This window comes from Helicobacter pylori FD535 (assembly GCF_000296015.2).
GTDB lineage: Bacteria > Campylobacterota > Campylobacteria > Campylobacterales > Helicobacteraceae > Helicobacter > Helicobacter pylori_CT.
This window is the reverse complement of record NZ_AKHP02000032.1, coordinates 16,668-36,048: the sequence shown is the minus strand read 5'-3', so window position 1 is coordinate 36,048 and position 19,381 is coordinate 16,668. Positions and strand designations below refer to the sequence as shown.

General features: G+C 38.9%; 20 protein-coding genes, 7 tRNA genes and 1 pseudogene. 1 reads left to right on the top strand and 27 read right to left on the bottom strand.

What is annotated here, in order from left to right; translation table 11 throughout:
- Position 1: 1 nt before the first annotated feature.
- From rplL to DV63_RS13830, 13 genes are all read right to left on the bottom strand, one after another.
- Positions 2 to 379: a 50S ribosomal protein L7/L12 gene (rplL, locus tag DV63_RS13890; RefSeq protein WP_001018228.1), complete on the bottom strand. Its 378-nt coding sequence runs from the start codon at positions 377 to 379 to the stop codon at positions 2 to 4.
- 44 nt (positions 380 to 423) lie between these two features.
- A complete protein-coding gene (rplJ, locus tag DV63_RS13885; RefSeq protein ID WP_001171738.1) occupies positions 424 to 918 on the bottom strand; it encodes a 50S ribosomal protein L10 in 495 nt (164 codons plus the stop codon).
- Positions 919 to 1,026: 108 nt separating this feature from the next.
- Positions 1,027 to 1,731 carry a 50S ribosomal protein L1 gene (gene rplA, locus DV63_RS13880; RefSeq protein WP_001085839.1) on the bottom strand — a complete coding sequence of 235 codons (705 nt, stop codon included), beginning with the start codon at positions 1,729 to 1,731 and terminating at the stop codon, positions 1,027 to 1,029.
- A gap of 44 nt (positions 1,732 to 1,775) precedes the next feature.
- Positions 1,776 to 2,201 carry a 50S ribosomal protein L11 gene (rplK, locus tag DV63_RS13875; protein WP_001085997.1) on the bottom strand — a complete coding sequence of 142 codons (426 nt, stop codon included), beginning with the start codon at positions 2,199 to 2,201 and terminating at the stop codon, positions 1,776 to 1,778.
- 17 nt (positions 2,202 to 2,218) lie between these two features.
- Positions 2,219 to 2,746: a transcription termination/antitermination protein NusG gene (nusG, locus tag DV63_RS13870; protein WP_001846772.1), complete on the bottom strand. Its 528-nt coding sequence runs from the start codon at positions 2,744 to 2,746 to the stop codon at positions 2,219 to 2,221.
- Positions 2,747 to 2,775: 29 nt separating this feature from the next.
- A complete protein-coding gene (secE, locus tag DV63_RS13865; protein ID WP_000362125.1) occupies positions 2,776 to 2,955 on the bottom strand; it encodes a preprotein translocase subunit SecE in 180 nt (59 codons plus the stop codon).
- Between the two features lie 139 nt (positions 2,956 to 3,094).
- A tRNA-Trp gene (locus tag DV63_RS13860) sits at positions 3,095 to 3,170 on the bottom strand.
- A gap of 39 nt (positions 3,171 to 3,209) precedes the next feature.
- Entirely contained in the window at positions 3,210 to 3,368 is a 159-nt protein-coding gene (gene rpmG / locus DV63_RS13855; RefSeq protein ID WP_000865159.1) for a 50S ribosomal protein L33, read from the bottom strand.
- Positions 3,369 to 3,401: 33 nt separating this feature from the next.
- Positions 3,402 to 4,601 (bottom strand): elongation factor Tu, encoded by a 1,200-nt coding sequence (gene tuf / locus DV63_RS13850; protein WP_001040572.1) that lies wholly within the window; start codon positions 4,599 to 4,601, stop codon positions 3,402 to 3,404.
- Positions 4,602 to 4,726: 125 nt separating this feature from the next.
- A tRNA-Thr gene (locus DV63_RS13845) sits at positions 4,727 to 4,801 on the bottom strand.
- Between the two features lie 30 nt (positions 4,802 to 4,831).
- Positions 4,832 to 4,908 (bottom strand) — tRNA-Gly (locus tag DV63_RS13840).
- Between the two features lie 15 nt (positions 4,909 to 4,923).
- Positions 4,924 to 5,008, bottom strand: a tRNA-Tyr gene (locus tag DV63_RS13835).
- Between the two features lie 27 nt (positions 5,009 to 5,035).
- Positions 5,036 to 5,111: transfer RNA gene (locus DV63_RS13830), tRNA-Thr, on the bottom strand.
- 185 nt (positions 5,112 to 5,296) lie between these two features.
- Here DV63_RS13830 and DV63_RS13825 point away from each other — a divergent pair.
- A complete protein-coding gene (locus DV63_RS13825; protein WP_001074959.1) occupies positions 5,297 to 7,033 on the top strand; it encodes an ABC transporter ATP-binding protein/permease in 1,737 nt (578 codons plus the stop codon).
- A gap of 8 nt (positions 7,034 to 7,041) precedes the next feature.
- On the opposite strand, the gene DV63_RS13820 is transcribed toward DV63_RS13825, so the two are convergent.
- The 14 genes and pseudogenes from DV63_RS13820 to DV63_RS13750 all read right to left on the bottom strand — a co-directional run bounded on the left by DV63_RS13820 (position 7,042) and on the right by DV63_RS13750 (position 19,126).
- Positions 7,042 to 7,710, bottom strand: a complete 669-nt coding sequence (locus DV63_RS13820) for an HAD family hydrolase (RefSeq protein WP_001163041.1) — start codon at positions 7,708 to 7,710, stop codon at positions 7,042 to 7,044.
- Between the two features lie 102 nt (positions 7,711 to 7,812).
- Positions 7,813 to 8,802 (bottom strand): DNA adenine methylase, encoded by a 990-nt coding sequence (locus tag DV63_RS13815; protein WP_001106553.1) that lies wholly within the window; start codon positions 8,800 to 8,802, stop codon positions 7,813 to 7,815.
- 8 nt (positions 8,803 to 8,810) lie between these two features.
- A pseudogene (locus DV63_RS13810) lies at positions 8,811 to 9,498 on the bottom strand (NlaIII/IceA1 family type II restriction endonuclease).
- 93 nt (positions 9,499 to 9,591) lie between these two features.
- Entirely contained in the window at positions 9,592 to 10,107 is a 516-nt protein-coding gene (cysE, locus tag DV63_RS13805) for a serine O-acetyltransferase (RefSeq protein ID WP_000886336.1), read from the bottom strand.
- Between the two features lie 256 nt (positions 10,108 to 10,363).
- Positions 10,364 to 10,450 (bottom strand) — tRNA-Leu (locus tag DV63_RS13800).
- Between the two features lie 53 nt (positions 10,451 to 10,503).
- Positions 10,504 to 10,590: transfer RNA gene (locus DV63_RS13795), tRNA-Leu, on the bottom strand.
- A gap of 67 nt (positions 10,591 to 10,657) precedes the next feature.
- Positions 10,658 to 10,975, bottom strand: coding sequence for a F0F1 ATP synthase subunit C (locus DV63_RS13790; protein WP_000669961.1), 318 nt, complete (start codon positions 10,973 to 10,975; stop codon positions 10,658 to 10,660).
- A gap of 132 nt (positions 10,976 to 11,107) precedes the next feature.
- Positions 11,108 to 13,174 (bottom strand): polyribonucleotide nucleotidyltransferase, encoded by a 2,067-nt coding sequence (locus DV63_RS13785; RefSeq protein WP_000345762.1) that lies wholly within the window; start codon positions 13,172 to 13,174, stop codon positions 11,108 to 11,110.
- Positions 13,175 to 13,176: 2 nt separating this feature from the next.
- Positions 13,177 to 13,881, bottom strand: coding sequence for a phosphoribosyltransferase (locus tag DV63_RS13780; RefSeq protein ID WP_017179794.1), 705 nt, complete (start codon positions 13,879 to 13,881; stop codon positions 13,177 to 13,179).
- 14 nt (positions 13,882 to 13,895) lie between these two features.
- Complete coding sequence (locus DV63_RS13775) at positions 13,896 to 16,157, bottom strand: LPS-assembly protein LptD (RefSeq protein WP_000641009.1); 2,262 nt, start codon at positions 16,155 to 16,157, stop codon at positions 13,896 to 13,898.
- Between the two features lie 2 nt (positions 16,158 to 16,159).
- Positions 16,160 to 16,639, bottom strand: coding sequence for an RDD family protein (locus DV63_RS13770; protein ID WP_001257397.1), 480 nt, complete (start codon positions 16,637 to 16,639; stop codon positions 16,160 to 16,162).
- Between the two features lie 41 nt (positions 16,640 to 16,680).
- Positions 16,681 to 17,955 (bottom strand): phosphoribosylamine--glycine ligase, encoded by a 1,275-nt coding sequence (gene purD, locus DV63_RS13765; protein WP_000654416.1) that lies wholly within the window; start codon positions 17,953 to 17,955, stop codon positions 16,681 to 16,683.
- Positions 17,956 to 18,354: 399 nt separating this feature from the next.
- Positions 18,355 to 18,678 carry a hypothetical protein gene (locus tag DV63_RS13755; protein ID WP_017179795.1) on the bottom strand — a complete coding sequence of 108 codons (324 nt, stop codon included), beginning with the start codon at positions 18,676 to 18,678 and terminating at the stop codon, positions 18,355 to 18,357.
- Between the two features lies 1 nt (position 18,679).
- Positions 18,680 to 19,126, bottom strand: coding sequence for a hypothetical protein (locus DV63_RS13750; RefSeq protein WP_001865994.1), 447 nt, complete (start codon positions 19,124 to 19,126; stop codon positions 18,680 to 18,682).
- Positions 19,127 to 19,381 lie beyond the last annotated feature (255 nt).

Genomic DNA, 19,381 nt, shown 5'->3' with positions numbered 1-19,381 from the left:
CTTACTTGACTTCAACCTTAGCGCCTACTTCTTCAAGTTTCTTCTTGATGGTTTCAGCTTCTTCTTTATTCACGCCCTCTTTAAGCACATGAGGGGTTTTTTCGGTGGCGTCTTTAGCTTCTTTCAGACCAAGTCCGGTGATTTCACGAACCACTTTAATCACCTTAATTTTTTCAGCACCGCTATCAGCCAAAATCACATTAAATTCGGTTTTTTCTTCGCTCTCAGCCGCTGCACCGCCAGCTACAGCCGCACCCGCTACGACCGTTGGAGTCGCACTCACGCCAAATTTTTCCTCAAACATTTTAACCAATTCAGAAAGCTCTAAAACGCTCAATGAACCAATATACTCTAACACTTCTTCTTTTGAAATTGCCATAATCCAATCCTTCAAATTTTTTAAATTAAAGCCATCATAGGCTCTTAGTTTTCTTCTTTCGCTTTACGCAAATTGTCTAAACCCGTAACAAAATAACGCACCGGAGCCGTCCAAACAGAAAGCAACATTCCCATAAGCTCTTCTTTGCTTGGGAGTTTTGAAACCGCTTCCACATGAGCTACGCTAACGCTTTCTTTATCAAACAAGCCCGCTTTCAACACAAAATGATCTTTATGCTCTTTTTGGAAATCAAACACGAGCTTAGAGAGAGCGATTTGATCATCGCCCCACAAAAACACATTGGTTTCTTTCAAATCCAAATCAGAATAGCCGGTCTCTTTCATGGCAATATGAGCAAGAGTGTTCTTAATCACTTGCACTTTAATGCCTTGATTGCGAGCCTTATTCCTTAAAGCTTCCAACTTTCTCACGCTAAGACCCTTATAATCGCAAATTAAAAGGGCTTTGGCATCTGCAAATTGCGATTTTAAGTTAGCGACTAGCTCTACTTTATGCTGCCTTTGATGTTGTTTTTGCATTTTTTCCTCCTTTCTAGACTAGACCTCTGCAAGATTATCTTTTTAAAAAAGAAATTTTAAGCTTTTTAGCTCTTACGATCTTCAGCCTAAGATTAAAAACTCCTAACGCTATTTAATATCCATCAATTCTTGTGCATCCAAACTCACTGAAGGCGACATGGTGAGCGAAAGAGCGGCGTTTCTAATATACTTGCCTTTCGCACTACTGGGTTTTAGGCGGTTGATCGTTTTAACCAACTCAAGCATGTTTTCTTTGATTTTTTCTTCAGGAAAACTCGCCTTACCAATAGGGGCATGAACATTGCCCTTTTTATCCACCCTGAAATTCACTTGACCGCTTTTAGCGTTACTAACCGCTTTAGCAATATCCATCGTAACGGTTCCGGTTTTGGGGTTTGGCATCAAACCTTTAGGGCCTAAAATCCTACCCACCTTACCGACAACCGCCATCATATCAGGCGTTGCAATCACCATGTCAAAATCAATACGGCCATTTTTGATTTCTTCAGCCAAATCGTCTCCGCCAACGACATCAGCCCCAGCGTTTTTGGCTTCATCTTGCTTAATGTCTTTTGCAAAAACGGCCACTCTTACTTTTTTCCCTGTTCCATGAGGAAGCACCACCGCACCGCGCACCATTTGATCCGCATGCCTTGGATCAACCCCTAGTCTTAACGCTACTTCCACGGTTTCATCAAATTTGGCTGAAGCGAGGGATTTAACCACCTCTACGCCTTGCTCTACGCCATACGCTTTATCGTTTTGAATTTTAGAAAAAAGTTTTTCCAATCTTTTAAACACTTTTTTTGCCACGATTCTAATCCTTAAAAATTTCTTTCAATACCAACAAAACCCAATCAATCCACAACTTCTACGCCCATGCTCCTAGCACTACCCATAACGATTTTTTTGGCCGCTTCCATGGTGCTTGTGTTTAAATCTTCCATTTTCAATTGCGCGATCTCTTCCACTTGCTTGTGGGTGAGCTTTGCAATCTTGTTTTTAAGCGGGTTGTCAGAACCTTTTTCAACCCCAGAAGCTTTTTTGATCAAATCCGTTACCGGAGGCTTTTTAGTGATAAAGGTGAAACTTTTGTCTTGATAAACCGTGATAATCACTGGGATATTAAAACTCCCCATGTCTTTAGTTCTCTCGTTAAAAGCCTTGCAAAATTCCATGATATTAACCCCTCTTTGACCCAACGCTGGCCCTACGGGAGGTGAAGGGTTTGCCTTACCGGCAGGGATTTGAAGTTTGATTTCTCCGACTACTTTTTTAGCCATGTTTTCTCCTTAAAAAGTTATATAATTTTTTCCACTTGCGAATGCAAAATCTCTATTGGAGTGTTCCTACCAAAAATAGAAACATTGAGCTTGAGCTTGCGGTGTTCCACATCATACTCTTCCACCGTAGCGGTAAAGTTTGCAAAAGGGCCTTCCACCACGCGCACCACTTCGCCCTGCTCAAAAAAGATTTTTGGCTTGGGGGCTGCTCGGTTATTCATTTTTTCTAAAATATGCCCAATATCCGCTTCACTCAATGGGGTTGGCTTTTTGTTTTCTCCAATAAAACGGCTCACCCTTGGCAAAGATTGTATCTTATGCCACAAAACCGTATCTAAATCCACCTTAATAAAAACATACCCAGGATAAAGGCTTCGTTCCGTTACCTTCGTCTTGCTTTTTTTAGAAACCTCTATAATATCTTCAGTAGGCACAATGATCTCTTGTATCCTATCTCTTATATTATGATCGTTCGCCAGATTCTCAATCGCTTTCTTAACGGACTGCTCGCTCCCTGAATAAGTTTGTATGGCATACCAATCCATCATTACTCTCCTTATTTAAAGCCACCAACCTATAGAACACTAGAGACAAAAGCCCCTAGAGAAAAATCCAACAAAGCTAAAAACAGCGTGATAGCACTCACCACCACCAAAACAGAAACAAGTGCATTGCGTATCTGCTCTTTAATAGGAAATATCACTTTAGAAAGCTCTTCTCTAGCTAATTTATATTGCATGAGCCATTTATCCATAGTTTCTTTTCGCCCTCACTTAAACTTAATACATTTATATTAAAAGAATTTTCAATTCTATCCAAAATAGCTTAAACTAAAATTAAAAAATTTAAAAACAATCCAACTGAAACACAAATTTGATAGAATAAATAGTAGATGGCAGGTCAGGAGGGACTCGAACCCCCAACAACCGGTTTTGGAGACCGACGCTCTACCATTGGAGCTACTGACCTAACCTCCCCTCCTTTTCAATCACAACACAAAAGAAAGAGCTAGCTCTTCAATTTGATTTCTTTATGAAGAGTGTGCTTATTTTCCCTTGGGCAGAACTTCTTAAGCTCCAGTTTTTCAGTGTTAGTTTTAGCGTTCTTGGTTGTGCTGTAATTGATATCTTCACAATCAGAACACTTCAACCCTATTTTAACTTTCATAATGACCCTTTATGGTAACTCTTTTTGCTAATATTATTCAATAATATTGCTCACAACACCAGCACCAACGGTCCTACCGCCTTCACGAATCGCAAATTTAGTTCCCAACTCTAACGCAACAGGGCTAATCAACTCTACAGTGATTTTAACATTATCGCCAGGCATAACCATTTCTACGCCTTCAGGAAGGGTGATAGAGCCAGTCACATCAGTCGTGCGCACATAGAATTGCGGACGGTAGTTGGTGAAGAATGGAGTGTGTCTCCCGCCTTCTTCTTTAGAAAGGACATAAATTTCTCCCTCAAATTTCTTGTGCGGAGTGATAGAACCTGGTTTGCATAGAACCATACCGCGCTCTACTTCTTCTTTTTTAGTTCCTCTCAAAAGCACGCCCACATTATCGCCGGCCTCACCTTTTTCTAACTCTTTTCTAAACATTTCTACACCGGTTACAGTCGTTTTTTGTGTAGCTCTGATACCAACGATTTCCACTTCATCGCCTACTTTCACCACACCTCTTTCAATCCTACCTGTAACCACAGTCCCTCTACCCGCAATAGAGAACACATCTTCAACCGGCATCAAGAAAGTTTTTTCAGTGTCTCTTTCTGGAGTAGGGATATAGGCATCCACTTCAGCCATGAGCTTAAGCACTTTTTCACCCCATTCACCCACATTGCCAGCCTTCGCTTCTTCTAAAGCTCTTAAAGCTGAACCCGCTATAATAGGAGTGTCATCACCAGGGAATTCATACGCGCTCAACAATTCGCGCACTTCCATTTCTACCAGCTCTAACAATTCTTGGTCATCTACCATGTCTTGTTTGTTTAAGAAAACGACGATGTGAGGCACGCCTACTTGACGAGACAATAAGATATGTTCTCTGGTTTGAGGCATAGGGCCATCAGCTGCAGAAACAACCAAAATCGCTCCGTCCATTTGCGCCGCACCGGTGATCATGTTTTTTACATAGTCAGCGTGTCCCGGGCAATCCACATGCGCATAGTGTCTGTTTTCAGTCTCATATTCAATGTGAGAAGTAGCGATAGTGATCCCTCTTTCTTTTTCTTCAGGGGCGTTATCAATATTATCATAGTCTTTCATTTCTGCAAGACCTTTCAAAGAAAGCACCGCTGAAATCGCTGCACTCAAAGTCGTTTTACCATGGTCTACATGCCCTATGGTTCCAATATTAACATGCGGCTTAGTTCTATTAAACTTTTCTTTTGCCATTTGTATTTCTCCTTAATTTTTGAAATGGATTTTAGAATTATACTAAACAAAATCCTAAGTATTCCTAAATGCTACCACAAAATTTAAGACATTTTTGTCTTACCGCCATTCAAGAGATTATAAACTGGAGCCTATAAGCGGAATTGAACCGCCGACCTCTTCCTTACCAAGGAAGTGCTCTGCCTCTGAGCTATATAGGCGTCTCAAAAACTAAAATGTTATCCTAAAAATGGAGCGGGAAACGGGACTCGAACCCGCGACCCTCAGCTTGGAAGGCTGATGCTCTAGCCAACTGAGCTATTCCCGCATCTATAAAACAAAATGGTGGTGAGACGTGGATTCGAACCACGGAAGACATAGTCAGCAGATTTACAGTCTGCCCTCGTTGGCCACTTGAGTATCTCACCAAAAACTTCGCAAAATAACATTTTAACTGGAGCTGGCTAAGGGACTTGAACCCCCGACCTGCTGCTTACAAGGCAGCTGCTCTACCAACTGAGCTAAGCCAGCAACTAAAATAATCAAAGACTTGGGATTATAGCAGTTTTATACTTGACTTGTCAAGAAAGGATGACAGAAAGCTAAATTATTCGTATGGCACAGAGCATGGTTAAAATTTAGCTATAATCTAGCTCAATTTGGCTTAACACAGCTCAAGCTTATTACATATAAAAGAATTTATGGACACTTAAATTATGGCGAAAAAAAAACATAAAATTTCTACTTTAAAATATTTTTTGCGTTCTTTAAAGCAAATCTACATGCTCATCACTTTCAAGGAAAAAATGGTTTTTTTCCTGCTTGTGCTGATGGCGGTTTTTTCTTCTTTTGTGGAAGTGATGTCCCTAACCCTCCTAATGCCTTTTATCACTCTCGCTTCCGATCCTAGCAGGGCTTTAGACGATAAAGACTGGAAAATGGTTTATGATTTTTTCCATTTTTCATCTCCCGTTCGCCTTATGTATTTCTTTAGTTTTTGCTTGGTGGGGATTTATTTGTTCAGGATGTTTTATGGGGTGTCTTTCACTTATTTGAAAGGGCGTTTTTCCAATAAGAAAGCTTATCAAATCAAGCAACAACTTTTTTTACAACACATTAAAAGCAACTACCTCTCCCACCTTAACCACAACTTGGATTCTTTAAGAGACATTATCAACAATAAAGCAGAGGGCATGTTTATGAGCTTTAACGCTTTTTTGAATTTACTCACTGAATTAACCGTGATCGTTTTTTTCTATTCCACGCTCATATTAACTAATTGGAAAATAACGCTCGTTTTTACGATGATTCTCGCCTTACAAATTTTTCTTATTGTTAAAAAAGTCACCGTTCTTATCAAAAAAAAGGGCGAGATGGCTGCCAAATCCAAAGCGCAAACGCTTAAGGTTTTTTCAAAATTTTTCAGCAATTTCAAAATCACTAAACTCAAAGACAACCACGAAGAAGCCCACAAGCTTTTTGGAGAAAATAGCCGTAAAGCCCATGACACCGAGATTATTTACACCACTTTGCAAGTGGTCCCCAGGTATTCAATAGAAACGGTGGGCTTTAGCTTGTTGATTTTAGCAGTCGCTTACATTTTATTCAAATACGGCGAAGCTAAAATGGTGCTCCCTACCATTTCTATGTATGCTCTAGCGCTTTATCGCACGCTCCCTTCTGTGACTGGAGTGATCAACTATTATAATGAAATCGCTTACAACCAGTCTGCGACCAACATTGTTTTTAAAAGCCTTTCTAAAACCATCGTTGAAGAGGATTTAGTCCCTTTAGACTTTAATGAAAAAATCACTCTTCAAAACATTTCATTCGCTTATAAGTCAAAACACCCGGTTTTAAAAAATTTTAACCTCACCATTCAAAAAGGTCAAAAAGTCGCTCTCATAGGCCATAGCGGGTGCGGAAAATCCACGCTGGCGGATATTATTATGGGGCTTACTTACCCTAAAAGCGGGGAAATTTTTATTGATAACACCCTTTTAACCAACGAAAACAGGCGCTCATGGCGTAAAAAAATAGGCTATATCCCCCAAAATATTTACCTTTTTGATGGCACTGTGGGGGATAATATCGCTTTTGGGAGTGCCATAGATGAAAAACGCTTGATTAAGGTGTGCAAAATGGCTCATATTTATGATTTTTTATGCGAGCATGAGGGCCTTAAAACCCAAGTGGGCGAAGGGGGCGCTAAGCTTAGCGGCGGCCAAAAACAGCGCATAGGCATTGCAAGAGCCTTATACGATAACCCTGAAATTTTGGTTTTAGATGAAGCCACTTCGGCCCTAGACAATGAAACCGAGAGTAAAATCATGGATGAAATCTATCAAATCGCTAAAAATAAAACCCTGATCGTTATCGCCCACCGCTTAAGCACGATCGAACGCTGTGAAGTCATCATTGATATGAGCCAACACAAAGATAATCTTGGCTAAAATTGGCTTCACTCTTTTATAAAGTTTTGCAAATCAAACCCTTTAAAGCTCTCCAAATACTTCCCTTGATAGCCGTTTTGACCCACTAAATTTTTCAAAACCTTGCTGTTATAGCCCAAAAACGCCACTTCATTAGCTTTAGCGCTTTCATAGTCATTGACGCTATCGCCTATCATTAGCATGCGGCTTGGGTTGTAGGCGTATTTTTGAATGATATTAGCGATGATTTTGGGTTTATTAGGCGGACTCCCTTCAACGCTCTTAAAATACTTAATGATCCCTAAAAACTCGCACAACACTTGCAATTCGCTATGCAAGGCCGCTGAAGCGATATGGAAAACATGATTTTTATAATGCTTATCAATAAACGCCATCACTTCGCTATTCAAATGCCCCCTATCAAAAAGCTTTTGTTCTATAATAGCGCCAAACTCTAGGGCTAACGCATCCACTTCTTCTTGAGCGATAGAGGTTTTTAAAATCTCGTTATAAAAATATTGGATTTTTTCATTCCTTGAAATCCCCCCACTTTGATAGTGATAAACTTCAAATTGCTTCAAATCCTCTTGATTCTTGTTGCCATGCTTTTGAAACAACGCCTTAAACCCTTCATATTTTAAATGCATGCTGTCAAAAATCACGCCATCAAAATCCCATAAAACCACTTCAAGTGCCATGATTTCCCCTTTTTTATAGGCTTATTTTGGATTCATTTTACCTTATTCAAGCGGTATTTAAGCGATTATTTTTGCCCTTTAAAGGTTGGACTATTTTGACTCTTATTTGATAAGAATATGCAAACACTCTTTGGTGTGTGCGGCTTTGTGGGCGCGTTTGTTATCCGCTTTAAAACGCATGTAGGTTTTGGTCATTAAGGAGTAAGCGCCGTATTTTTTTAAAATATTTCCAATCTCTGTTTCGCTCATAAGCCCTTCATTGTTATAGCTTAAAAAGATATATTTGAATCGCGCTGTTTTGATTAAATTTTCAAAAGCGTTTAAGATTTTAGCGCGAGAGCAAAACGATGATTTCTGATAACCGGGCAAGCCGGTTTTGCCTTTTGGAGCAAAGGGCGTATAAATAGCAATCGTGTTTAATAAATGGTAATTCGCCCCGTATTGCCTCGCGTTATAAGGAGGGTCTAAATACAAAATATCCCCTGAAATCTTTTTGATCAGTTCGCTAGCGTCTTGCTGATACACTTCGTTAGCGTTTAAACTCAAATCAAAATGAGCGCCTTTTAAGAAGAGTTCTTTTTGAGCGCTTTTTTTAAGGCGTTTTAAAAAGGCCCCATACACTGAAGCGGTGTTAGCCACCTTGTCTGCGCTTTCTAATAGCGATGCGAGCAAAAAATAATACGCATGATTATCAATGTTTTGAGAAAGCTTAAGCTCTTCAATTTTTAAACGCATCGCATCAATTTTTTGAGCGTTTGTTCCGCTAAAATACTGCCTTGAACCCCCCTCTAAAGAATAATGCGAATAAATAAAGCCTTTTTTTAAAGCAACGCTATTAATTTCATCAATAAGCTCTTCTTTATTAGGGATTTCTTGAATGTTGCCGATATAATTTTGATTCAAAACAAAGCTATAATATTCCAAATCATTAGCAATGATTTTATGGACAGCATTTTTAAACGCGCGCCCCACAATGCCCGTCCCAGCGAATAGATCACAAAAAATCGCACCAGAAAGATCCTTGCCCACAACCGCATGGATATTTTCCTTAATAAAGGGAATGAGCTTGTATTTAGAACCGATGTAGTTCATTGCAACCGCTATAAAGTAGTCTTTTGATGGTATCCAATTTGATACCCCTCACCATAACCTTTTTGATACCCTTCATTGTATATCCTATCATTACAAGTTTTCCTGTATTGTATGGGGTCATATTGATAACAGCCCACACAACCATCATATTCAGCCACCCCCTCATAGAAAGGATAATGATTGCCAGGAATTTTTGTTGCATCAAATCTGTAGCCACTTTCTTTGCATTTTTTACAAATCTGACGTTTCTTGTCGTTACAAGCTTTGCATAAAGCTTGGAAATCATCAAAAGTCTGTGTGTTTAAGTCAGAAACTCTTAATTCATCTTTGTGGCCGTCTTTATGATCCACTTCTATTTGAGTGTTTTCAGAGTTGCCGCACCCACCGCCCATCGTGCAACATTGTTGGCTATAGCAATTTTTAATGTTTTGAACGGATACTTTGGTTAAAAACACATCTGGTATTGTAGCCATTCAAGCGTATTCTATCAATAGAATTTCCTGGAGCTTGCTCTCTATCAAATTCTAATATAAATTCTTTAGCCAAAGATGAGTTATTCCTACACCAACTCCCCCCATTACCTAGCTGCAATCCTTGATATTTTTCTATAAATTCTATAGCACTTACCCAACGACTCACCCCATTTTTATCAGGTTGTGCAAGTTCCAAAAATAACTCTTTTTTACTTTTACTCATTTTAAAAACCCTCCCTATAACATTTCATAAATTCTAATCAATTTACCGCAAAATAACCGCATGGCACAAATTAGCTCAACCGCTTATCTAAAATCAACGATCCTTTGTGATGGTTTTAGCTTTAGCGCCTACAGCCGTAGAACCCGTAGGTAAATCTGAAAGCACCACCGCATTAGCCCCAATCTTTACATCATCGCCCACGCAAATCGCGCCCAAGACCTTAGCCCCTGCCCCCACCACCACTCGGTTGCCTAAAGTAGGGTGGCGCTTGCCCTTGAACTTGCCCGTGCCCCCTAGAGTTACGCCATGATAAATGGTAACATCATCTCCAATCTCTGTGGTCTCGCCAATCACCACACCCATGCCATGATCAATAAAAAGCCCTCTCCCAATCTTAGCGCCTGGGTGGATTTCTATCCCGGTAATAAAGCGTGCTAACTGAGAAAGAGTGCGTGCAATAAAATAAAACCTCCGCTTGTGCAACGCATGTGCTAGGCGGTGGCAAAGCAATGCATGAATGCCTGGATAAAGCAAAAGAACCTCCCACTTATTCCTAGCTGCCGGGTCTTCTTGCAAGACACGCTCCAGGCTATAAGACAAATCCAGCATGATAGAGTCTCCGGTTGGAATATATTTGAATCAACATGACTTAAGCAGATTTTTTCTCATCCATTCCAATAAAACTTGATGCAAATTTTTCTTGTCATTATACCTAAACTCACACCCCTTTTATAATGGATTAAACAACCCTTTAAAAAAGGCTTAAAAACCCACTAATCCATCATTCATTTATTTGGCATTTATTTGGAATAAAACTATTTTAATGAAAAAAATAAAAATGCAGACTGAAAAAGATTATCGGTAATGGTGCCGAAGGTCGGACTCGAACCGACACGGGATTGCTCCCACCAGATTTTGAGTCTAGCGTGTCTACCAATTCCACCACTTCGGCGTATATAGAGCAAAGAGTGAGATTATACCCACTTATTCCTTAAAGAAACTTAATGGTGCACTGGGCGAGACTCGAACTCGCACGAGATTGCTCCCACCACCCCCTCAAGATGGCGTGTCTACCAATTCCACCACCAGTGCTAAAAATTTAAAGCAAACATTATAGCTAAATCATGCTTTTTAAGCAATAATTTAGCCCATCAAACCCTTAACTCAAGAATGGGTTACTATAAATAGCGATAATAGCAAACACTAGAGTGTAAATCACTTGCGCTTCAATCATCGCCATGGCCACAAACATAGTGGTGAGCAATTTACCGCCCACTCCTGGGTTCCTCGCTGTGCCTGTAATGGTCGCTGCGGCCGCATTCCCCATGCCGATCGCCCCACCAAAAGCGGCAATCCCTAAACCGATCATCGCTCCTAAGATGGAATAAGATTTAATCATATCCATCCCACCCATTCCGCCATCATGAGCAAAAGCAACGCCCGCTAAAGCCAGAAAAAATAACGCTAAAAATTTCATTTTCGCACTCCGTTTCAAAAATTAGGCTTGATTTTCATTTCGAATCGTTCCTCTACTTTCAAAAATACAAGCAAGGATTTATTTTAATACAAACTAGCTTAAAAACGCTTTTAAAAAACGCTTTTTAAAACTTTAAGCCAAATCTAAAGCGATTTTACCCTTATTGAAACTAATCACCCTACACCTGATGCTATCGCCTTCTTTTAAAACCACTTGACACCTGTCCATGTTTTGCTTTCTTAACAAGCCTTCACCCCCCTTAGGCAAACTTAAAAACGCCCCAAAATCCACGATTCGTTTCACTTGAGCTTCTAATACCTCATCAATAGCGTATTGCTCCAATTCTTGATCTAAAGAATGCAAATAGTTTAAAATAAATTCCTTGGTTTTCAAAACCCGTTCTTTATTCCCCATGATCTTCACTTCACCGCTCGGTTTGTTCAAATCAATTTTAACCTCAAACTTTTCCACTATCTCTCTGATCACACGCCCCCCTTGACCGATAATTTCTACAATTTTATCGGGCGCGACATTAAAAATCTCCGTTGCAGGCAAGTTAGAAAAATTGATCACGATCTTTTCTTTCGCTTCATGCATGATTTTTAAAATGTGTTCTCGCGCTTCTTTGGCTTGGAGTAAGGCTTGGTATAAAACCTCTAATTGGATACCGCTCATTTTGGTATCCATTTGCATAGCCGTAATGCCTTCTAAATTCCCGGCAATCTTAAAATCCATATCGCCTTCTGCGTCTTCTAATCCGCTAATATCGCTTAAAATAGCGTGATCTTGCCCTTCGCTCACCATGCCCATAGCCACCCCAGCGACTAAATCATAAATTTCCACACCGCTTGCATAAAGGGCTAAAGACCCTGCGCACACGCTCGCCATTGAGCTTGAACCATTGCTTTCTAAAATCTCAGAAACCAATCGTATCACCTGCTCTTTATTTTTAATGCTCGTTTCTAAGGCTCTTTTAGCCAAATTCCCATGCCCTAATTCGCGCCTTGAAACCGCGCCAATAGAGCTCGCTTCGCCCACGCAAAAAGGAGGGAAATTATAATGAAACATGAAGCGCTCTTTAATAGGGGCTTTATGCTCCAAACTCTCATGGGTTTGAGCGTCATTATCCGTGCCTAAAACCCCTACCACCAAGCTTTGAGTTTGCCCCCTAGTGAATAAAATGGAGCTATGCGCCATAGGGAGCAAACCGCTTTCTATCAAAATAGGCCGCACTTCTTCTAACGCGCGCTTATCCGGGCGGATTTTATCCTTAATGATCATGCGTCTTATCTCCGTTTTTTTCACTTTTTCTAAAGACAATCCAATTTCTTCTAAACTGAATTCTGAGTGGGCTTCACTGATCTTTTTGGCAATTTCATTGAAAACGTTTTCTCGCTCGCTCAAAGCAGAACTTTCAATGCCTTTGATGATTTCATCAAAATACTGATTTTTCAATAAATCTAACAGCCTTTCATTAAAGACTATTCCTTGGCTCTCTTTGAAAAGCAGCTCGTTTTGGTGGGGCGTGAAAACCTCTTCATAAAGCGTGCAAGTTTCTTTCAAACTTTTTTGAGCCAATTCTAAAGCTTTTAGCATCAAAGGCTCTTCTAAAGCGTTTAATTTTTGCCCCAAAGAGCGCATTTCTATCATGTTCAGACTCTCTTTCGTGCCGGACACGAACAAATCCAAACTGGATTGATTCAAAAGGCTTGTGTTAGGGTTAATGATAAATTCGTTACCAATCCTAGCGATCCTGCAAGCGCTCACGCTTTTAATGGGAGCGATACGGGCCAAAAAGAGAGCGGCTGAAGCGGCGTTTAAAGCAGAAACCTGCAAGTCATTTTCAATATCATGGCTTAAAACCATTAAAGTGATCTGTGTAGGGTAGCGGTAGTCTTTAGGGAATAAAGGGCGTAAAGTCCTGTCTATAAGCCTAGAGGTTAAGATTTCAAAATCTTGCGCCCTGCCTTCTCTTTTAACAAAACCGCCCGGGATCTTTCCGGCTGCGTAAAATTTTTCTAAAAACTGCACCACTAAAGGCAGAAAATCTTCACTCACAGGCTCTCTTTCTGCGCACACGCTCGCTAAAATGATGGTTTTTCCTAAGCGATATAAAAGAGAGCTAGTGGCTTGTTTAGCCACTTGTTTGAGAGCGAACTCTTCGGTTTTGTTACCAGAATTGATGGTGATAAAATCCATATTTAATGTTCCTTTTTTAAATTGGGCGCGTTGTTAGCGCCCAAGTATTTTTCAATTTCTTCATTGCTTAATCGCTTGAGTTCTTTATAATGATGCTCCACAGAGACAAAGCATTCAGGGCGGTACACGCTAATCACCCCATCGCACAAACTTTCTAAGCCTTGAGCGACATTTTGCGCGACAATGGGGGTTAAAATATAAATGTCTTGACATTCTTTTTTCAAGCAAGTTTGCACGCCTAACCCTGCTCTAAAACCGGTTTCAATCCCCCTATCTACGATAAAAATATTTTTATCTTTTAAACTTTTGATCGCATTGCCTTTGCGATACTGATAGATGTGAGACAAAATGTCTTCTTCATAAGCTCGCTTGGCTTCCCCATAAACATAGTCTAAAGTGATGTCAAAGGAATTGATCAAACTTTCATTCATCACTATATCCATGCTCTCACTCACCAAAGCGATCTCGCATTTTGAGTTTAAAGGGGCTAGGATAGGTTCTAAAAAAAGTATATCATAAGTCGCTCCAAATTTTTGCGCTAAAGCGTTAGCTAAATACAGAGCGTTAAAACTCAAAGCGAGCATGATGGAATCTTTTAAATCAACATGGCGCGTGTGGATTTCATTGATCAATTTGTTCAAAGCGTCTTCTTCATTGATAAAACGCATGCCCTCTATATCGGTGATATGGCTAAAATCCGTATTCAAATGCATTCCTTTTTTCACTTACGCTGTAAAGAGCGGTAAGTTACATTGGTTTTAGTGATCGGTGAAAAGTCTAATTCTAGCTTAACATAGTTATTTTCAAACACTCTTATAGGTTGGTTGGGATCGCCGGTGAGGATAGGGCGTCGTTGGTTGACGAATTGAAAGCCAATCCCAAAACAACGGATTTTTTTATAAATCCCCACATTCCAATTTAAGATCACATTATTTCTAATATCATAACCCACATCCGCGCTCATGGAAAAATAACCAAAGTCGTTGCTAAAACCCGCCTTTAAATAATCCGCAGGATTTTCTACAATGCTATTAATCCCACTGCTAAAATTGTTTTTTAAAAAATAGGAGAGGTTAAAGCTTAAAAACTTGCGTTGGTAATTGGCGTTCACAGAGATTTCTTCTAGGCGGTTTTGATAAAACGAATAAAAGACATTCCCAAAGATATTCAATCCTGTTAAGGGCGAAAACCCGATCTTGCTCTCTAGTGGCATTCTAAAGGGCGAAACTTTATCGTCAAGATTGATGAGTTGCGATATTTTAAAATACAATAACTCTTGCCCTCCTAAGCCATAGAGGTATTGCGTTAGGGTTAAATTCACCGTCTTATTGCTCGCATCGCTGGGTAAAATACTGCTAGGATTCCACACAGAGTCATACAAACGCCCTTGATAATCATAATCTCTCAATAAAGGCGAAGTGTAGCTGTTTAAGGCTTGCGCGCTTAAAGCATACATGTTTTGAGAAAACAAGCCGTTTTTAAAGGTGTAATAAGGGATGTTGAAAACCGCTTCCAATTGGATCGTGTGGAAAAGCTTGTTGTATTCTCTGGCTAAATCCGTATTGACATACATGGAAAAATTTGAAGACACAAAGTTCCCAAATTCCCTTGATTCATTAGGGATCGTAGGCACGAAAGAATTTTTAGATTGCATTAAAGCCACGTTAGATAGTTGGAGATCGTTCCAAAGCCCTACAGACAAATACTTTTTAAACAAAGAAAATTGCAAGCCCACCGGCACGTTCAAAGCGTTTTGCACATAGCCATAGCCAATCTCTCTTGCGGTGTTTCTAAACTGATAATCCACCGAATACAACAAATTTCTAAAATACAAAGAATTTAAATATTTATGGTATTGCAAATTAGGGACAGATTGGAAAGTGCGGTTATTGTTGATTTTATTCAGGTTTAAAAAATACTTGATATTCAAGCCGTAATAATTGTTTTCTGTTTGCAAATAGTAATTCGCCCTAGACATGTGCGTGGCGTCTGTGATGCGCTTATTGACCTTTTCAAAACGCACATAGTCCAAATCGTTCATGTATAAAAAGTCAATGTAATGCCCGTTGTCAATATTAGACTTAAGATGAAAGTATTTTTGTAGAGTGTCCCTGCTAGAGCTTAAAAATTCAAACCCGTAGATATTTTGATTCCTCAAATCATAGCGTTTGACGTATTGAGTGTAATTCCTAAAATAGCGCGCGTTGAATAAAAACCTGTCGTTTTTAGAGTTAATGTAGCGCGCTTCAAAATTCAAGCCAAAACCCCTTTTATAGCGGATTTGTGGGGTAAAGGTCATATCCCATGAGTTTTTGGGGGCTAAATAAAAGGGTTGCAAATAAATAAAGCCGTCTAAATTGGAAGTGCCAAACTCAGGGTATAAAAACCCGGTCGTTCTTTTATTGCTAGTGGACATGAAAATATAGGGCAAATACAATACAGGAATATCACCGACATAGATCTTAGGATTCCACATAGACAAATGCGATTTTTGCATGTTGAATGAGCCTGAAGTCGCATTGACATGCCAAATGGGGTTATCAATGCTGCACCCTGAAGCGCTCATGTTTTTAATCTTGTATTTTTGATCCTTCCCGCTAGCAATATCCGCGCTCACCCAAATCCCGCTCACGCTATCTTGAACATAAAAGGGGAAAACGATTTCATATTTTTCATTCAAACTCAATTTCACGTAATCGGTTTTAATGAGTAAGCCCTCGCCCCTATAAACCTTGATATTCCCCTCTAATAACGCTTCTTTGGTCTTGGTATCATAACGCACCTTGTCCGCTAAAATATACACATCATAATTCAACAAGATCGCATTCCCTGATGCGGTTATCACATTGTCTTTAGCGCTCACTTTATCCGCAAGGATTTCAAAAATCTTATGGTTTTGTTTGTCAAATCGTTGCATAGCGATTTCTTTAGCGTCTAATGCACCCAACAAAAAAAAGACCGCCAAATACAACCAATAAATCATGATTAAAACAACACCAAAAGACTTTTGCTTTTTTCTTCATGCCACGCCCTATGATAGGGGTTTTTAAACACTACAAACCATAAAAAAGGGTATAGAAAAACCACGATCTTTAACCCTAAACGCTTCAATAAAATAGCCCTACTGGGGCAATCTGCTAAATAAATATCAATAATTTTAATCCTAAAAACCAGTTTAGCCAAACTCATCTTGCACAAACACACAAAAAAGATTTCATAAACGCCATACAAGACGATAAAACTCATTACAACAAACACGCTGTGATAAATGGGGTTAGTCAGCCAATATAAAGAATGCAAGAAACCGCATGCGTCTAAAAGATCGCTCAATAAAAACGCTACCAACAAACCATCGGTTAAAAACGCTAAGATACGCCAATACAAGGGGCATAAACGCATTTTTTCACGCATAAGGAGTGTTTCTATGATTTCAGTTTCTTCTTTTTCTAAATTTGGAGAGCGCATTCAAAAACAAACAAGACAAACTCTTTGGTTTGTCTTAAACTTCAAGAATATTCTTTCAAATCCAACACCTTAAAACCAATATCCTTGCGGTAAAACATGCCTTCAAAATGCACCTTTTGAGCGATTTCATAAGCATGGTTTCTGGCTTCTAATAAGGATTTTCCTCTGCCAATGGCAAAGATCACCCTCCCTCCACTGCTTTCAAACACGCCATTATCCTGCTCCACCTCCCCTAAAATCAAATGACCCTTTTTTTCATCAACCGGATCAATATAAAGGGTTTGTTTGGGCGAAGAGCTAGTGGGGTAATTCCTAGAAACAAGCGCGACACTCATCACAAATTCTTTAGAAAACACCAATTCAAGAGAATTTAATTCCCCTCTAGCTGTGGCTAAAAACAAATCTAGTAGCGGATTTTCTACAAGAGGTAAAATCGTCTGGCATTCAATATCTTTAAAACGCACGCTAAAATCCAATAAATACGGCTCTAAAACGCCCTTTTCTTCTATGACCACAATTTCAGCGAGCAAAACCCCTTTAAAAGGCGTGTTATCAGCCTGAAGCTTCTCTAAAGTGGGTTTAAAGATATGATTTTTTATTTTCTCTTCTAATTCATTAGAGAAAAAGTTTGCAGGAGCGATGGCCCCCATACCCCCTGTATTGACTCCATTATCCCCCTCTAATAAGCGTTTGTAGTTTTGGCAAAAGGGCAACAAGATAAAATCATCATTGGCTATGAGCGCTGTAACTGAAAGCTCAAACCCCTCTAAAAAAGGCTCTATGATCACAGGCTCATTGCTTTGTTTGAAAGCGTCTTCAAGGATTTTTATCGCTTCTTCTTCTTGATGGACAATGCTTGTGTTTTTATTCAACGCTTTAATCACTAAGGGGAAAGAAGCGTTTTGAATGTAATTGAGAGCTTCTTTTAAATCGTTTGTTTCAAAGTAAGACGCGCTTTTGATGCCGCACTCTTTAACAAAAGCTTTCATATAGCTTTTAGAAGCCTCTAACCTAGCCGCTTCTTTAGAAGCCCCAAACACTAAAATCCCCGCTTTTTCTAACATCTCTGTAAGCCCTAAAACCAAAAGTTCTTCTTCTGAAATGATGGCTAAATGGATCTGTTTTTTCAGGGCTAATTCCACGATATGCTCGTAATGTTCGCATTCCAGATTCTCGCCTAAATCTTGAGTGCCACCATTACCCAAACAAAAATACAAAGCATTCACTCGCTCATCTTGCTGAAGCCTTTGAGCCAAAGCATACTCCCGCCCCTTATTCCCCACAATTAAAACATTATAGTTGTTGTTATCTTTCATGTCTTTCCTGCAATGTGGTTGTTTTTAAACCCAGATGACCGCTACTTTTACATGCGCATAAGTTCAACAAACCTACACTAATAAGGCTAGGAGGATTTTCTTAGGGGCAGATTTAAAAAATGCCATCACACAAAAACCACTACCTTAGCCTAACTTATTTTTTCAACGAACTTGCCATCAATAAGAAACACGAATCATCTAGGCGATGCTTACAATTATACTTAAATTTTAAAGAAATTCCATGTAAAACTATACAGCATAAAAAACACAATCAAAAGATAGAAAACGAGAGAAGTTATAGTCGTGGGTATGGGCGGTAAGGTTTCAATTGCGTTCGAATTTCTAATTTTTTGCTCTTAATTTTTAGAAAAATTAAAATTCTAAGGATCTATCTTTTCGTTAGGGTTTAGAGCGATTTGGTTCATCGCATTTAAATGAAAAATTTTTGCCGTCAAACGCTCTAAGGACAAGACCTGATTGTTTGCACAATTCCAATGCTTTATTAAGCTTTTGATTTCTTATCTCTTCCAATTGTTTAATATTCGTATCAAGATAGGCTTCATAGGTTTCTTCTGTCATTATAATTACTCCAAATGTTAAAATACTATAGCCTTTATTTTGATAATAGGTTTTAAGTGCAACAAAGATCACTAAAGCATAAACACCTAAAAGTGCCAATAACCAAAGAGTTATTTTGCTTGTTATGTATAATGCTTTTTTCACTTCAATACCTAAACATAGGATTATCAAAATAATCAAACATTTTAGTATTGTTTTGTGGCTGTGTATTTTGATGGGAGTTAAGAATGTTGTTTGTAGGGTTTTTTAAGGGCTTTTTTGTAGCCGGTTCATCGCATTCAAACGAAAAATTGGTGTTATCAAATTTTTTAAGAACACGATTTTGTTGTTTGCAAAATTCTAAAAACTTTTGAAAATTCTCTTGAGATTTTTTTTCTTGCTCTTCTTTTTGCCTACGCTGTTCTTTAAGATTTTTTTCTCTTAAAATTTCAGTATCTCTTTTAATTTCTGCTTCTTTTAATCCAATATTGCTAAGTTTTTTAAACTTAATACAATTTTCAAGAGATTTGAATAAAGAAAGACATAAAGAATCTTCAATTTCTAATGCATCTAGTTGCTTGCCAATTTTATACTGAAACCAAATATTATTCATGTGTAATTCCTTGTGAAAAATTATTATTCTACCAAAAAATAGAATAAGACAAAAATTCTAACCATCTCTAATTTTAATACCCCATTAAACTTAATGAAACCTAAACTCAACGAAACCCAAACCCAACATAAATATTACTAAAAAGATTTTTTCTAAAGATCTCACCACCAACAAAGCGATAACTCGCAATTCAATCTTAGGCTTCATCTGCAACCATACAATCTTTAGCAATCAAGCCATCTGTTATAATTAGAC

Coding starts and splice junctions, on each gene's coding strand:
- rplL (WP_001018228.1), bottom strand. CDS start 379: ATGGCAATTTCAAAAGAAGAAGTGTTAGAGTATATTGGTTCATTGAGC.
- rplJ (WP_001171738.1), bottom strand. CDS start 918: ATGCAAAAACAACATCAAAGGCAGCATAAAGTAGAGCTAGTCGCTAAC.
- rplK (WP_001085997.1), bottom strand. CDS start 2,201: ATGGCTAAAAAAGTAGTCGGAGAAATCAAACTTCAAATCCCTGCCGGT.
- nusG (WP_001846772.1), bottom strand. CDS start 2,746: ATGGATTGGTATGCCATACAAACTTATTCAGGGAGCGAGCAGTCCGTT.
- secE (WP_000362125.1), bottom strand. CDS start 2,955: ATGGATAAATGGCTCATGCAATATAAATTAGCTAGAGAAGAGCTTTCT.
- rpmG (WP_000865159.1), bottom strand. CDS start 3,368: ATGAAAGTTAAAATAGGGTTGAAGTGTTCTGATTGTGAAGATATCAAT.
- tuf (WP_001040572.1), bottom strand. CDS start 4,601: ATGGCAAAAGAAAAGTTTAATAGAACTAAGCCGCATGTTAATATTGGA.
- DV63_RS13825 (WP_001074959.1), top strand. CDS start 5,297: ATGGCGAAAAAAAAACATAAAATTTCTACTTTAAAATATTTTTTGCGT.
- DV63_RS13820 (WP_001163041.1), bottom strand. CDS start 7,710: ATGGCACTTGAAGTGGTTTTATGGGATTTTGATGGCGTGATTTTTGAC.
- DV63_RS13815 (WP_001106553.1), bottom strand. CDS start 8,802: ATGAACTACATCGGTTCTAAATACAAGCTCATTCCCTTTATTAAGGAA.
- cysE (WP_000886336.1), bottom strand. CDS start 10,107: ATGCTGGATTTGTCTTATAGCCTGGAGCGTGTCTTGCAAGAAGACCCG.
- DV63_RS13790 (WP_000669961.1), bottom strand. CDS start 10,975: ATGAAATTTTTAGCGTTATTTTTTCTGGCTTTAGCGGGCGTTGCTTTT.
- DV63_RS13785 (WP_000345762.1), bottom strand. CDS start 13,174: ATGGATTTTATCACCATCAATTCTGGTAACAAAACCGAAGAGTTCGCT.
- DV63_RS13775 (WP_000641009.1), bottom strand. CDS start 16,157: ATGATTTATTGGTTGTATTTGGCGGTCTTTTTTTTGTTGGGTGCATTA.
- DV63_RS13770 (WP_001257397.1), bottom strand. CDS start 16,639: ATGCGCTCTCCAAATTTAGAAAAAGAAGAAACTGAAATCATAGAAACA.
- purD (WP_000654416.1), bottom strand. CDS start 17,955: ATGAAAGATAACAACAACTATAATGTTTTAATTGTGGGGAATAAGGGG.
- DV63_RS13750 (WP_001865994.1), bottom strand. CDS start 19,126: ATGAATAATATTTGGTTTCAGTATAAAATTGGCAAGCAACTAGATGCA.